This window comes from Pseudomonas sp. Pseusp11 (assembly GCF_047304405.1).
In the GTDB taxonomy this organism is placed as follows: domain Bacteria; phylum Pseudomonadota; class Gammaproteobacteria; order Pseudomonadales; family Pseudomonadaceae; genus Aquipseudomonas.
Map to the genome: position 1 here is coordinate 14,596 of NZ_JBGLZF010000034.1, position 13,290 is coordinate 27,885.

Sequence of the window (13,290 nt, forward strand, 5' to 3'; positions counted from 1 at the left end):
CTTTTAGCAGTGTTACTGCTTGAACAACTCACCAGGGGTAAACCCGAACAACCCCTTGAACGCCGCAATAAACGCCGACGTCGAGTCATACCCGCAAGACAGCGCGGCATTGGTCACGCTGTCCCCCTCCTCCAGCAAACTCAACGACGACAGCAGCCGCATGCGCTGCCGCCAACTGCGGAAGCTCAGCCCGGTCTCGCGCTGAAACAGCCGCATCAAGGTTTTCTCCGACGTGCCCAAACGCTCGGCCCATTCCTGCAAGGTCACCGTGCACTCGGGACTTTCGATCAGTTCGTTGCACAAACCCAGCAGTCGCTCATGCCGGGGCAACGGCAAGGAAAACCCAACCTCCGGCAGACTCGCCAACTGATCCAGCAGCACGCCCACCAATCGCGCCTCCTGACTGTCGCCCTGTGGATACTCCACCGGCAACTGGCAAAAGCGCTTGATCAGCTCCCGGGCCAATGGCGTGACTTCCAGCACCCGGCAACGCCCGTCCGCCCATTGGCAGTCCTCGCGGCGCACGTACAGGCTGCGCATTTCGGCACGCATCGAGGTCACGACCTGATGCTCGAGATCCGCCGGAATCCAGATGCCCCACTGCGGCGGCGCAAAGAAACTGCCCTCAGCGGTGTGCACGCCGAGAACACCGCTGATGGCGTAGGAAAACTGCACCCAATCATGACGATGAGGCGGCGTCCACGAACCGGCGTTCAGGCTTTCCGCCCGCGCATACAACGGACGCGGCAACACCGTCAGCGCCGGGATGGTCCGCTCGAGGGTAAGTTGTCCGTTAGTCGGCATTGATTGGCCTTATGTCGCAAGACGGCTGATAGGGCCGACGTTAGGCTAAGTCATCAATTCTTACAAATGGATTCGGTGCCGGTTATGCATGCCTTCAAACACCTCAAACGCGTGGTCACCGACTGGTTCTTGTGCGGCATGCTGATCGCCACCCTGCTGGCGTATTTCTTCCCGACCTTCGGCGCTACCGGCGGCGGGATGCACGCTGAGTATGTAATCAACATCGGCGTGTTCCTGGTGTTCTTCCTGCACGGGGTCAACCTCTCCAGCGAGCAGATCCGCCACGGGCTGAAAAACTGGAAGCTGCACGTGATGGTCCAAGCCTTCACCTTTGCGGTGTTTCCGTTGATCTGGCTGCTGAGCGACACACTGCTGGGCTCACACATTCCATCGTTGCTGATGCTCGGTTTCCTCTACCTCTGCGCCCTGCCCTCGACCATCTCTTCGTCCGTGGCCCTGACCGGCAGCGCGGGCGGCAACGTACCGGCGGCGATTCTCAACGCGAGCCTGTCCAGCGTGCTGGGGATTTTCCTGACACCGTTGCTGGTGAGTTTCGTGGTCGGCAGCGGCGCTGGCGGCATCGACCTGGGTTCAACCCTGCTCGATCTGTGCGCGATGCTGTTGTTGCCGCTGGTGCTTGGGCAATTATTGCGGCCGTTGCTGGGAAAAATTTTCGCCCGGTACAAGCGCTACACCAACATCGCCGACAAACTGGTGATCCTGCTGCTGGTGTACTCGGCGTTCTGCAACTCGATGGTCTCGGGGATGTGGCAGCAACAGGGCAATAGCGTGATTCTCACGGCGCTGATCGGCAGTGCGATTCTGCTGGCGATCATCCTGTGGATGACCACCCGCACCGCCCACGCGCTGAAATTCAGCCCCGCCGATGAGATCGCCGCGGTGTTCTGCGCCAGCAAAAAATCCCTGGCGGCCGGAGCGCCGATGGCGGCGCTGATCTTCGGCGCCAACCCCGGCCTTGGGTTGATCCTGCTGCCAATCATGATCTACCACCCGTTGCAGCTGATCGTGTGCTCGGTGATGGCCGAGGGTTACGCCAACCGCAACCGGCAACTGGCCGCGCAGCAAAATGCGGCAGTGCTCAGCCCTCAATAATCAGCGCTCGATAATCGCCGTCACGCCCTGACCGCCGGCGGCGCAGATCGAAATCAACCCTCGGCCCTTGCCCGCCGCGTCCAGCAGCTTCGCCAGGTTGGCGACAATGCGCGCACCGGTGGCGGCAAACGGATGCCCGACGGCCAGTGAACTGCCTTTGACATTAAGGCGACTGCGGTCGATGGAGCCCAGCGGCGCGTCGAGACCGAGACGGGTTTTGCAGTACTCCGGATCTTCCCAGGCCTTCAACGTGCACAGCACCTGCGCGGCAAACGCTTCGTGGATTTCGTAGTAATCAAAATCCTGCAAGGTCAGGCCGTTGCGCGCCAGTAATCGCGGCACCGCATACACCGGTGCCATCAGCAGCCCCTCGGCACCGTTGACGAAATCCACCGCCGCCGCCTCGCCATCGCGCCAATAGGCAAGCACCGGCAAACCGCGCTCCTTCGCCCATTCCTCACTGCCCAGCAGCACCACCGACGCGCCATCGGTGAGTGGCGTGGAGTTGCCCGCGGTCAGGGTGCCCCTGGCACTTTTCTCGAAGGCCGGTTTCAGTGAGGCGAGTTTTTCCAGGGTCAGCTCCGGGCGCAGGTTGTTGTCCCGGGTCAGGCCGAGGAACGGCGTCATCAGATCGTTGTGCCAGCCTTCGGCGTAGGACGCCGCCAGTTTCTGATGGCTTTCGAGGGTCAACCGATCCTGCTCGTCACGCGGGATACCCCAGGTCTGGGCCATTAATTCACAGTGTTCGCCCATCGACCGGCCGGTGCGCGGCTCGCCGATGCTTGGGAAGTCCGGGATCAGGTGTCGGGGACGCAATTGCAGGAAGGTTTTCAGTTTGTCGGCGGTGCTTTTGGCACGGTTGGCTTGCAAGAGAATCTTGCGCAAGTCTTCGTTGACGCCGATCGGTACGTCCGAGGCGGTGTCGACACCGCCGGCAATGCCGCATTCGATTTGCCCCAGGGCGATTTTGTTCGCCACCAACAACGTCGCCTCCAGCCCCGTACCGCAGGCTTGCTGGATATCGTAGGCCGGCGTCGTCGGCGACAACCGCGAGCCCAATACGCATTCGCGGGTCAGGCCGTAATCACGCAAATACTTGAGCAAGGCCCCGGCCGCCACTTCGCCCATGCGAACACCGTGCAGGTTATAGCGCTCGATCAGGCCTTCCAGCGCTGCGGTGAACATCGCCTGGTTACTGGCAGTGGCGTACGGCCCGTTGGACCGGGCAAAAGGAATACGGTTACCACCGATAATCGCGACGCGGCGCAGCTGAGTCATGAAAAAAGCTCCTTCTGATAGTCAATGGTGAACACACATCCCTGTGGGAGCGGGCTGCAATTCCTGAAAGACCTGCTAAACCCAAGCTCAAACCAACCTGCAATGTTCAAGCGTAGGCCTTATCTCGTGGATCGAACGACTAATTGCCATTCCTGGTCCACACTTTTAACCCCGGCTTCTGGAGCGTGATTCATGTCTGACCGCTATATCGACTTCGCCAATTCGTCCATCGGCCATCGTGTGGTCGGTGCCCTGGGTCTGCCGTCGCCGGTACGGCTGGAACGCTGGCAAGCAGGCCGATTGCGGCCTGTCGAGGGGGCGCTGTTGATTGGCGGTGGCCCGCTGACGGAAAAAATCAGCACCCTCGCCAACCGCTTGACCGACACGATTTACAGCTACGGCACCGACCCGACCCTGGGCACCGCGTGGATTCCCGGCCTCGGCCAGAAACTCAAAGCCGTGGTGTTCGACGCCAGTGACCTGGTGCAGGTCGATCAGCTGAAACAGCTACGCGAGTTCTTCCAGCCACTGATGAAAAACCTCGATCACCATGCGCACCTGGTGATTCTTGGTCGCGCGCCGGAGACCTTGAGCGACCCGTTCGCCGCCAGCTCCCAACGGGCCCTGGAAGGGTTCAGCCGTTCGCTGGCCAAGGAACTGCGCAATGGCGGCACCTTGCAGCTGATCTATGTCGGCGAAGGGGCAGAAGATCAACTCGAAGGCTCGTTGCGGTTTTTCCTCTCGCCCAAAAGTGCCTTCATTTCCGGACAAGTCATACGTTTGAAGGCGTGTGCGACGCAGGTGATGGACTGGACACGCCCCTTGTCAGGGCGCAAGGCACTGGTGACCGGGGCAGCCCGGGGCATCGGCGCCTCGATCGCCGAAACCCTGGCCCGCGATGGCGCCGAGGTGATCCTGCTCGACGTGGCACCGGCCAAAACCGATCTCGACGCCCTGGCCGCGCGCCTCGGCGGGCGCAGCATCACTCTGGACATCTGCGCCGAAAACGCCGCCACGCAACTGATCGAACACTTGCCGGACGGCGTCGACATCGTGGTACACAACGCAGGCATCACCCGGGATAAAACCCTGGCCAACATGACCCCGGAATTCTGGGACGCGGTGCTGGCGGTCAACCTCAACGCGCCGCAAGTGCTGACCAAGGCGCTGCTCGACAGCGGCACCCTGCACGACGACGGCCGAGTGATCCTGTTGGCGTCCATCAGCGGCATCGCCGGCAATCGCGGGCAAACCAATTACGCAGCGAGCAAGGCCGGGCTGATTGGCCTGGCCCAGGCCTGGGCGCCACTGCTGGCAGGGCGCGGCATCAGCATCAACGCGGTGGCACCAGGGTTTATCGAAACCCAGATGACCGCGCACCTGCCCTTCGGCGTACGCGAAGCCGGGCGGCGCTTGAGTTCGTTGGGCCAGGGCGGCCTGCCGCAAGACGTCGCAGAAGCCGTGGCCTGGATGGCACAACCGGGCACCGGAGCGTTTACCGGGCAAGCGCTGCGCGTGTGCGGGCAAAGCGTGTTGGGAGCCTGACCATGACCACCGACTGGCACACACTCAATAGCGAACCGGGCCTGCAGACGCTGTATTTGAGAGCGGCGACGCGACGCAAAATCACCGGCACCGCACTGCCTGAGCTGGGTTATCACTGTTGGGTCAACGTCGATCCGAAACGCCTGGAGGCTTATCGCAAAGTGTGTGGTTTCGCCGACAACGGGCTGCTGCCACCGACATATCCGCACATTTTGGCGTTTGCCTTGCAGATGCAACTGCTCACCGCCAAGGCATTTCCGTTCCCGCTGCTGGGGCTGATTCACTTGAGCAATCGCATCCGCATCTTGCGCCCCATGGGTGGCGTGAGCCGCGTGCGGGTCAGCGTGAAGGTGCAGAACCTGCAACCCCATGCCAAGGGCGCGACGTTCGAGTTAGTGACGACGCTCGACGACCAGTTGGGGCTGCTGTGGGAAGCCGAAAGCCAGATGCTCTGTCGCGGGGTCAAACTGGCAGGCGAGCCTGTCGAAGATGTTTTTGCACCAGCGCTGTCGCTGACCGAGGCAGCCCACTGGAAAGCGCCGGCGGACATTGGTCGCCGATACGCCAAAGTGTCTGGAGACTACAACCCGATTCACCTGAGCGCGATCAGCGCCAGACTCTTCGGTTTCCCCAGCGCCATCGCCCATGGTCTGTGGAACAAGGCGCGCACCCTGGCAGCCCTGAGCGATCATTTGCCGACGGCCAACGTCGAGATTGCGGTGCAGTTCAGAAAACCGGTGCGTTTGCCCAGCGAGGTGACGCTGATGTCCAGCGCGGCGGGGTCCAGTGGGGATTTTCAGTTGATGGGTGCCGGGGAGATCGAGCATATGGTGGGGCTGTGGCGACCGGTTGCCTGATTATCGGCACTGTCCGGCTGTCGGACCGCCAAAATCAAAAGATCTTGACCCTAAATCAGGAGCTAACCACTCCCCGAGACTGAGGAAACAAATTGTTCAACGTCTCCAACAACCGCACGTGATAGATCGGCTTGCGAAACAGATCCAGCACCTGCAAGCGCAACATGTCACTCACATCCTCCATATCCGCATGCCCCGACGTCACAATCACCGGCAAATGCTGACGAGCCGTATGCTCACGCAGACGCTTGATCAACGAAATGCCGCTTTCCTCCGGCATCCGCAAATCAGTAATCACCAGCGCAATATCAGGATGACGAGTCAAATGATGCAGGGCGAGCTTGACCGACGTTGCCGTAAAACACGTAAAGCCCTCGCCCTCCAGCAACTCCGCCAGTTCCAGTAACGCATCCTCCTCATCATCGACCAGAAGAAGCTGTTGCCGAGGGAGGGCTGGAGCGTTCATGGGGGTAACACCTGCAATAGACTAAGCCTTGACGTTAGAAGCCCTTGACGGGATTGGCAAATGACTGCCCATGCACAGCAGTCAAGTCAAAGCGCGTTTTGAAGCGCGGTAAACAATGTGGTGACCCTCGTGGAGATGGGTGTCACAAACGCCGCAAGCGCGAGTGCCACCATGCCTGCAATGATCGCGTACTCGATGCCCGAAGCGCCTTCGGTGTCCTTGGCAAGGTCTTTGTAAAAAGCGATGTGGGATTTGATCTTCTGAAGCGTTTTAGTGAAGGACATGGCATGTCTCCTGAGTGACAGCGAATGTTGCATGGCTGCAACATGATTCCCATATGCCAGCATCAGCATTGTCGGCAAACCCATGCCCAACAACTGTAAGAACGCATTAATACTTAAGCAGTAACCGGTTGATTAACGTCACAAAACAGTACTTTGGGCATCAACCCGTTACTTTTGTCAGATATTTACCGCTCAATGATGGCATTTTGCTTTACCTGCGCTACCGTCAAATAGCGAAATAGTCCCACGCTCATGACTGCCTGATTGCGAAGTCATCTCGTTAGAGCTCTTGGGGGCGTTACGCGCAGGAAAGGGAGAAGGCCTTCATGAACAGCCGCGTCACCCTGGGCCTGGCCGGGCTGTTCCTGGCAGGCGCCATCATTGCCGGTTACTGGGGGCTGGCGCTGAGTCGCCAACCGGCCCCCGAGCCTGTCGCGCAAATCGGCACATCAACGCCCTCGATACAGGTCTCGGTGGATGACCCGACTCGCCAACCGGTGGTGGTGCTGCTGCGTGATATCGCACCGTTCGAGCAGATTACCGCCGCCGACGTGACCCTGGAAAAACTGCGTACCGCCCCGGTTGGCAGCCTGACCCGTCTCGAACAAGCCATTGGCCGTACACCCTGGCACGCGCTCACCGCCGGCAGCTGGCTCAATGATCAGAGTTTCGAAGCCGGCGGTACGCTGGCGCGGATGATCCGCGCCGATGAACGCGCCCTCGCCGTGGCGGCGGATGACGTGATCAATGTCGGCGGCCAACTGAGCCCCGGCGATTACGTCGATGTACTGCTGTTTCTGCGCATGGACACCAACAACCTCCAGCAGTCGGCCCAGGTCGTGGTCCCGGCGTTGCGCGTACTCGGGGTCGGCGAGCAGTTGGGGCTGACGAATGATGGCAAGCCTGCCAACCCGGCACTCAGCCATGAAGAGAAACTCAAGCAGGAACAACTGCGCACCAGCGCCCGCACCGTGTTGCTCGCCGTCCCTGAATCCCTCTTGAGCCGCCTGATGCTCGCGGCGCAGGTCGGGGTTTTGCGTCTGGCTGTGCGCAGCGCCGAGGAACAACGCCTGAGCCAATACTGGGCCGGCCGTGGTGACTCATCGGCGAGCCTGGCCAACGCCAACCGCGAACTGGTGCAGTTCAGTCAACTGGCCCTGGCCGGCACTCCACAATCCCCCGCCCCCAGAGGCGCAGCACCGCGCAAGCCGAGCGTGGAAGTCATTCGCGGCAATGCCGTCACCCAACAAACGCCCTGAATCGAGCGAGGACTCTCCATGCGCAGATGTTTCACGCAGCACTTCCTCGAAAACGGCCACGTCGATAAACACGGCGGATTATCGCAATGAGCCAAAGCCAGAACCTGAGCCAGACCTTCCTCGCGATCACACGCAACAACACCGACTTGGAGTGGCTGCAAGGGGCGCTCGCCCCTTTGGGCCGAGTGATCAGCGCCGGTGGCGGCAACCTCGACGAGCTCCTGACACTGGTGGACGTGACCTTCGCCAGCCTGGTGTTCGTGGGCCTGGACCATGAGCATGTGGTGGCCCAGAGCGCGTTGATCGAGGGAGCCCTGGAAGCCAAACCGATGCTGGCGATCGTTGCCCTGGGCGATGGCATGGACAACCAACTGGTGCTCAATGCCATGCGCGCCGGAGCACGGGATTTTGTCTCTTACGGCTCGCGGTCCAGTGAAGTCGCCGGCCTGGTGCGACGCCTGAGTAAACGCCTGCCGACCGTGGCGCCGAACACCCAACAGGCTCAACAAGGTGGCCTGACCGTGCTTTACGGCGTACAGGGCAACGGCGACGGCGCGTTGCTCGCCAACCACCTGGCGTACGTGGTGCAAAAGAGCGGCCAGCAAACGCTGTTGCTGGATCTGGGGCTGCCCCGTGGCGACAGCCTGGCCTTGCTGGGGTTGGAGAGTTCGTTTCATTTCGGCGATGCATTGCGCCACCTCAGGCGCCTCGACGCAACGCTGATCGACAGCGCCTTCACCACCTGCGACGCCGGGCTGCGAATCCTCGCCTACGCCAGTAACGATGAACCGCTCGAACAGACCAGCGCCGCCGAGCTGTACATGCTGCTCAGTGCCTTGCGCCAACATTTCCAGCACATCGTGGTGAACCTCACCGGCCAGTCGGACAGTGAAGCATTGCGCACCTTCGTCAGCCATTGCGACAAGTTGCTCTGGTACACCGATCAGAACGTGCTCGACTGCCGACGCAACCTTGAAGTGCTCAGCCGCTGGCGCGAAAAGGGCCTGAAGCTCGACCACGCCAGGTTGCTGGTGGACCGCTACCTGCGCAGCATCGCACCGGACTCCGACACCTTGGGCAAAACTTTCGGCATGGAGGTGATCGCGGTGTTTGCCTACAGCCCGGAAGTGCGGCTCAACGCCAAGAATCAGGGGCTGAGCCTGTTCGAGCTGGCCCCACGCGAGGGCCTGACCCAAAGCCTGCGCACCCTCGGCGAACGGCTGGCCAAACGCTCCGAAGGCCTGGATAAGCCCAAGGCCGGCTGGTTCAACCGGTTGAGGGGCGTGCAATGAGCGGGGAAAAACTCTTCGGCGCGCCTTCGCACGGGCCGACCGGCAATACCGACCACGAAGGCCTGAAACTGGTGCTGCACCGCTACATCATCGACGCCATCGAAGAGTCCGGAAAAAACCTGCTGGAAGGTTCGCGGCCCATGCTGTCGCAGTTCGTCACCGACAAAGTCGCCGAGTACATCGCCCGTCTACACCTGGCGATTTCCCGCTACGAAATGGAACGGCTGGCGGAAGAAATCGTCGACGAACTCACCGGTTTCGGTCCGCTGGAAGTGCTGCTGCGCGACTCGGCGGTGACCGAGATATTGGTCAACGGCCCGCACCGGGTATTTGTCGAACGTGATGGTGTATTGCACCTGAGTGACCTGCGGTTCATCGACGACCACCATGTCGAGCGGGTCATGCAACGGATTCTCGCGCCCCTGGGCCGACGGCTCGATGAGTCTTCACCGATGGTCGATGCACGCCTGCCCGATGGCAGCCGGGTCAACGCGATCATTCCACCGATCGCCCTCGATGGCCCATGCCTGTCGATTCGAAAATTCCGCAAGGACATGCTCAAAAGCACGGACCTGATGGCGATGCAAACCATCGACCAGGCGATCTTCGAGTTCATTCAGGAGGCCGTGGGCAAGCGTTGCAACATCCTGGTCAGCGGCGGTACCGGCACCGGCAAGACCACACTGCTGAACATTCTCAGCCAATTGATCGCCCCTCACGAACGGCTGGTCACCATCGAAGACGTCGCCGAACTGCAGCTCGGCCATCCTCACGTGGTGCGCCTGGAAACCCGACCGCCGAATGCCGAAGGCCACGGCGAAGTGAAGGCCAGCGACCTGATTCGCAACGCGCTGCGGATGCGCCCGGACCGGATCATCCTCGGCGAGATTCGCGGCGTCGAAGTGGTCGACGTGCTCACGGCAATGAACACCGGGCACGACGGCTCCATGAGCACCGTGCACGCCAACAACGCCCAGGATGCACTGTTGCGCCTGGAGACACTGGTGGGCCTGACCGGGCGGCTCATCGCCGAACGCACCCTGCGGCAAATGATTTGCGCGGCGCTGGACGTAGTGATCCAACTGACGCGCCTGCCCGATGGCCGCCGCTGCGTCAGCGAAGTGGTGGAGGTCGTCGGTATTCGTGACGACGTCTACGTGACCAACACCCTGTTCCGCTTCGACCGACACACCGGCCGCGGTTTTCTGCGCGAGGCGGCCAACCCCGCCGGCGACAAACTGCGTCGCGAGTCGGCGCTCTCTCCCTTGGCGTATTGAGGGTCACGGCATGCTCAAACCGGCGCTGCTCATCCTGCTTTGCCTGACGCTGTTGGGGGTGTCGATCCGTTTGTTCTACAACAGTCAGCGCCAGGCCGGCATCGACCGAACCCTCGGCCGCCTGACCCAGGGACAACCGCAACTGACCGTCGCGAAATCATCCTGGTCGGGCCTGGAACGGACCTTTCTACGCGCCGGTCTCGGTCGTCCCACGGAGCGCCTGGGGTCGTGGCTGCTGCTCTGGGCCTCAGCCGTTTTGCTGGGATTTGCCCTGGCGGGCTGGATCGGTTTGTTGATGTTGTTGCTGGCGCCGCCCGTGGCTTTGCGGCTGTACATCAGTTGGCGTTATCAGCGCCGGCTCAAGCGCATGATCGAACAACTGCCGACGTTGCTCGATCACACGGTGCGCAGCCTGAAGTCCGGACGCACCCTGGCCGATGCAGTGCTGGGCGCCATCAACGCCGCCGAAGCGCCACTGAAAGACGCCATGGGTCGGGTTCAGCGCAACGTGCACTTGGGCGTCAGCCTGCCGGACGCCGTCTCGGACCTCGCCGAGCTGTATGAGAAAGACGAGCTTCGCCTGTTCGCCCTGGGCCTGAAGGTCAATCACCGCTACGGCGGCAATGCCAGTGAGCTGTTCGAGAACCTGATCAAAATGATCCGCGAACGAGACCAGGCGTCGCGCCAACTGCGCGCCATGACCGGCGAAACCCGAGTCACGGCCGTGGTGCTGGGGCTGATGCCTGTGGGGCTTGCCGGTTACTTTTTGGTGTCCAATCCGAAATACCTGCTGGCCATGTGGAACAGCGGCTCGGGACAAATGATGCTGGCGAGCGCGTTCGGCTTGCAGGTCGTGGGTTGCCTGGCGCTGTGGCGCATGTTGCGAAGCGTATGAAAATCGCCCTGCTGATGAGCGCACTGTTGTTTCTGGCGGCCACGCTATTGCTGCTCAGCGGCCTACTGGACCAGCACCGGCGTGCGCGCCAGGTAGCCCAACGGCTGGACGGCAAACCGCTGAGCGACCATCGCGTCAGTCACTGGCTACAACTGCTGGGCGACAGCCGCATCGGTCAGCGTTCGATCCAACTGGACAACGAAACCCAGACCCTGCTCAACCGCCTCGGCTGGCGCAGCGCCCGACAACGCTCGCTGTTCGCCGCCTGCCAGATCGGCACACCGGTGCTGGCGTTGGCCCTGTGCCTGTTGATACAGGGCCTGTTCTTCCCGCAGGTGGACAACCACTGGATCACCCCGACCCTCGCCACAGCCCTCGGCTACCTGCTGCCCAAACGCTTGCTGGCAGCCGCCGCGCAGCAGCGGCAAAAACAACTGGCGATCGAGATATCAACCTTCATTCCACTTCTGCGCATTCTGTTCGAATCCGGCATGGCGGTGGAACAGTCCCTGCGAGTGTTGAGCGTCGAAAGCAAACAACTGCTACCGGCCCTGACCCACGAACTGCGCCTGATACTGGCGCGGGTCGATTCCGGTCTGGAACTAGGCGAAGAACTGAACAAGGCCACCCAATTGCTCGCAGTGGACGAATTCACCGACACCTGCGTGATCCTTCAACAACTGATTCACCAGGGCGGCGGCGCGATGAAATCACTGCTGGCGCTCAAGCTGCTGCTCGATGACCGACGCCTGACACGCTTGCAGGAATACATCTCCAAGATGTCCGCAAAAATGTCCGTGGTGATGATGTTGTTCCTCTTCCCGGCATTGCTGATCGTGCTGGCCGGACCAAGCTTCACCGCGCTGGCGCGGGCGTTTGGTTCTTGAAAGACCAACGAGCCTGTGGCGAGGGGGCTTGCCCCCGTTGGGCTGCGAAGCTGCCCCAAAACCTCTGGTGGTCCAAAGATCTTGTGAGTGCTACGCACTCAAACGGGGGCAAGCCCCCTCGCCACAGGTCGTTCCTACAAGGGGTCAGCTGTGTGGCGCGGGTTTGGGCACGTCGACGTTATCCAGCACCCGATTCACCGCCAGCTCGGCCAGCATGATCACCTGCTGAATCGCCAGGAGCGTATGCCGCTGCGGGGCGTCGACATACGCAGCAATGTCGCTGGTCATGACGCTGGCCGAGGCCAGTGACTCGCAGACATGAGCGAGCAGGCTTTCGTTGTCCATGTCCGGGGCGACCAGAAACATCCTGCTTGGTTTGCGGCCTTCGGGTTGTTTGGGTGGTGGTTTTAGGTAGTGGTCGAGCGCGCGTTCGGCGGCTTCGTTGAGTTTTTTGGAATCGGGGGATTCGTAGGGGGAAGTGCTGTCCACTTCAGGCGGATTCGGTGTGGCTTTGAACATGGTGAAGCTCCAAGTAAGTAATGGAGTTGCCACTAATCGCCGCGATGCGATGGGGGTGGCAGCTGTACGCAGGTTCGCGGACCGAGCTACTTGGAAACCCGGCATACCCAAAGGTATCCCGCGCACAGCCACCATAAGACCAAACGACACACTCCGAAGGAACGGCGGTTGGGGACGATGATTATGCACCAAGTAAGCTATTTCAGGCCGCGACGCCCGGTCGCTGAATTGTCAGCGACGGACAAAGGCTAGAGACGCAGCTTCCGACGGGCAACCTGAAAAATGCGTGGGAAAAGATCTGCGCACTGAGACATCAATTAAACATTCAAAAGCGGAACGCGGAGCGTCCCTGGCGGCGTTCCCACGCGGGAGCGTGGGAACGATCATTCGTTAACCGATTGGTCGGCTGTCAGGCCGCCAAGATCAAAAGATCGCAGCCTTCGGCAGCTCCTACAGGGGAACGGCGTACACCCGCCCCTCACCACTCAACAGGCCGAGCGTTAGCTCGCCTGCCGCCTTTGATTTTGATCTGCCCGCCCCTTCGGGAGGCTGAGTGGAGGTGTTCATCTGGGGATTGGCGCGCAGCGCCGTTCGACGCAGTCGAACCCATCGCATGTAGGTTGAAGCGAAGCCAACCGTAGGGCGATGCCCCCAGATGGATACCGGAGCGAAGGAACGCCGAGCCTTAGCGAGGGGCCGTACGCTTGGGGCGAGACCTTTTGGTTCCTTTTGGGGCGTTTGCCAAAAGGGACTCGCCGTCAGGGCGAAACCATAAGTAGCCGTTACCGCAGAAACGGATATGTACACACCGCAA

At 61.1% G+C, this 13,290-nt stretch carries 13 protein-coding genes; 8 read left to right on the forward strand and 5 right to left on the reverse strand.

Annotation, left to right across the window (positions count from 1 at the left end):
- Nucleotides 1–12: 12 nt before the first annotated feature.
- Nucleotides 13–804 (reverse strand): AraC family transcriptional regulator, encoded by a 792-nt coding sequence (locus tag ACCC96_RS23075; protein WP_413696992.1) that lies wholly within the window; start codon nucleotides 802–804, stop codon nucleotides 13–15.
- A gap of 84 nt (nucleotides 805–888) precedes the next feature.
- Between ACCC96_RS23075 and ACCC96_RS23080 the strand changes: the two genes are divergently transcribed.
- The gene (locus ACCC96_RS23080; RefSeq protein ID WP_413696993.1) at nucleotides 889–1,917 is read left to right on the forward strand and encodes a bile acid:sodium symporter family protein; all 1,029 of its coding nucleotides are present in this window, start codon (nucleotides 889–891) and stop codon (nucleotides 1,915–1,917) included.
- Here ACCC96_RS23080 and ACCC96_RS23085 read toward each other — a convergent pair whose 3' ends face one another.
- Nucleotides 1,918–3,195 carry an acetyl-CoA C-acetyltransferase gene (locus ACCC96_RS23085; protein WP_413696994.1) on the reverse strand — a complete coding sequence of 426 codons (1,278 nt, stop codon included), beginning with the start codon at nucleotides 3,193–3,195 and terminating at the stop codon, nucleotides 1,918–1,920. It lies immediately after the preceding gene.
- Nucleotides 3,196–3,387: 192 nt separating this feature from the next.
- Between ACCC96_RS23085 and ACCC96_RS23090 the strand changes: the two genes are divergently transcribed.
- Together ACCC96_RS23090 and ACCC96_RS23095 are read left to right on the forward strand one after the other, a co-directional pair.
- A complete protein-coding gene (locus ACCC96_RS23090) occupies nucleotides 3,388–4,740 on the forward strand; it encodes a 3-oxoacyl-ACP reductase (protein WP_413696995.1) in 1,353 nt (450 codons plus the stop codon).
- 2 nt (nucleotides 4,741–4,742) lie between these two features.
- Nucleotides 4,743–5,597 (forward strand): MaoC family dehydratase, encoded by an 855-nt coding sequence (locus ACCC96_RS23095; RefSeq protein ID WP_413696996.1) that lies wholly within the window; start codon nucleotides 4,743–4,745, stop codon nucleotides 5,595–5,597.
- Between the two features lie 55 nt (nucleotides 5,598–5,652).
- Here the strand turns inward: ACCC96_RS23095 and ACCC96_RS23100 are convergent, their stop codons facing one another.
- The gene (locus ACCC96_RS23100) at nucleotides 5,653–6,063 is read right to left on the reverse strand and encodes a response regulator (protein ID WP_019651894.1); all 411 of its coding nucleotides are present in this window, start codon (nucleotides 6,061–6,063) and stop codon (nucleotides 5,653–5,655) included.
- Between the two features lie 86 nt (nucleotides 6,064–6,149).
- Nucleotides 6,150–6,347: a Flp family type IVb pilin gene (locus ACCC96_RS23105; protein ID WP_413696997.1), complete on the reverse strand. Its 198-nt coding sequence runs from the start codon at nucleotides 6,345–6,347 to the stop codon at nucleotides 6,150–6,152.
- Between the two features lie 326 nt (nucleotides 6,348–6,673).
- On the opposite strand from ACCC96_RS23105, the gene cpaB reads away from it, so the two are divergent.
- The 5 genes from cpaB (at nucleotide 6,674) to ACCC96_RS23130 (ending at nucleotide 11,957) form a co-directional block, all read left to right on the forward strand.
- Complete coding sequence (cpaB, locus tag ACCC96_RS23110; protein WP_258672270.1) at nucleotides 6,674–7,606, forward strand: Flp pilus assembly protein CpaB; 933 nt, start codon at nucleotides 6,674–6,676, stop codon at nucleotides 7,604–7,606.
- A gap of 86 nt (nucleotides 7,607–7,692) precedes the next feature.
- Nucleotides 7,693–8,898: an AAA family ATPase gene (locus ACCC96_RS23115; protein WP_413696998.1), complete on the forward strand. Its 1,206-nt coding sequence runs from the start codon at nucleotides 7,693–7,695 to the stop codon at nucleotides 8,896–8,898.
- Entirely contained in the window at nucleotides 8,895–10,175 is a 1,281-nt protein-coding gene (locus ACCC96_RS23120; protein WP_413696999.1) for a CpaF family protein, read from the forward strand. Before ACCC96_RS23115 ends, ACCC96_RS23120 begins: the two co-directional genes overlap by 4 nt.
- A 10-nt stretch (nucleotides 10,176–10,185) precedes the next feature.
- Complete coding sequence (locus tag ACCC96_RS23125; RefSeq protein ID WP_413697000.1) at nucleotides 10,186–11,070, forward strand: type II secretion system F family protein; 885 nt, start codon at nucleotides 10,186–10,188, stop codon at nucleotides 11,068–11,070.
- Nucleotides 11,067–11,957 (forward strand): type II secretion system F family protein, encoded by an 891-nt coding sequence (locus tag ACCC96_RS23130; RefSeq protein ID WP_019651889.1) that lies wholly within the window; start codon nucleotides 11,067–11,069, stop codon nucleotides 11,955–11,957. Before ACCC96_RS23125 ends, ACCC96_RS23130 begins: the two co-directional genes overlap by 4 nt.
- A gap of 144 nt (nucleotides 11,958–12,101) precedes the next feature.
- On the opposite strand, the gene ACCC96_RS23135 is transcribed toward ACCC96_RS23130, so the two are convergent.
- A complete protein-coding gene (locus ACCC96_RS23135; RefSeq protein WP_413697001.1) occupies nucleotides 12,102–12,476 on the reverse strand; it encodes a DUF6124 family protein in 375 nt (124 codons plus the stop codon).
- Nucleotides 12,477–13,290 lie beyond the last annotated feature (814 nt).

Excerpts from the sequence above, each read along its gene's own strand:
- ACCC96_RS23115 (WP_413696998.1), top strand. The coding sequence starts at position 7,693 with ATGAGCCAAAGCCAGAACCTGAGCCAGACCTTCCTCGCGATCACACGC.
- ACCC96_RS23080 (WP_413696993.1), top strand. The coding sequence starts at position 889 with ATGCATGCCTTCAAACACCTCAAACGCGTGGTCACCGACTGGTTCTTG.
- ACCC96_RS23105 (WP_413696997.1), bottom strand. The coding sequence starts at position 6,347 with ATGTCCTTCACTAAAACGCTTCAGAAGATCAAATCCCACATCGCTTTT.
- ACCC96_RS23085 (WP_413696994.1), bottom strand. The coding sequence starts at position 3,195 with ATGACTCAGCTGCGCCGCGTCGCGATTATCGGTGGTAACCGTATTCCT.
- ACCC96_RS23095 (WP_413696996.1), top strand. The coding sequence starts at position 4,743 with ATGACCACCGACTGGCACACACTCAATAGCGAACCGGGCCTGCAGACG.
- ACCC96_RS23075 (WP_413696992.1), bottom strand. The coding sequence starts at position 804 with ATGCCGACTAACGGACAACTTACCCTCGAGCGGACCATCCCGGCGCTG.
- ACCC96_RS23100 (WP_019651894.1), bottom strand. The coding sequence starts at position 6,063 with ATGAACGCTCCAGCCCTCCCTCGGCAACAGCTTCTTCTGGTCGATGAT.
- ACCC96_RS23130 (WP_019651889.1), top strand. The coding sequence starts at position 11,067 with ATGAAAATCGCCCTGCTGATGAGCGCACTGTTGTTTCTGGCGGCCACG.
- cpaB (WP_258672270.1), top strand. The coding sequence starts at position 6,674 with ATGAACAGCCGCGTCACCCTGGGCCTGGCCGGGCTGTTCCTGGCAGGC.
- ACCC96_RS23125 (WP_413697000.1), top strand. The coding sequence starts at position 10,186 with ATGCTCAAACCGGCGCTGCTCATCCTGCTTTGCCTGACGCTGTTGGGG.
- ACCC96_RS23120 (WP_413696999.1), top strand. The coding sequence starts at position 8,895 with ATGAGCGGGGAAAAACTCTTCGGCGCGCCTTCGCACGGGCCGACCGGC.
- ACCC96_RS23135 (WP_413697001.1), bottom strand. The coding sequence starts at position 12,476 with ATGTTCAAAGCCACACCGAATCCGCCTGAAGTGGACAGCACTTCCCCC.
- ACCC96_RS23090 (WP_413696995.1), top strand. The coding sequence starts at position 3,388 with ATGTCTGACCGCTATATCGACTTCGCCAATTCGTCCATCGGCCATCGT.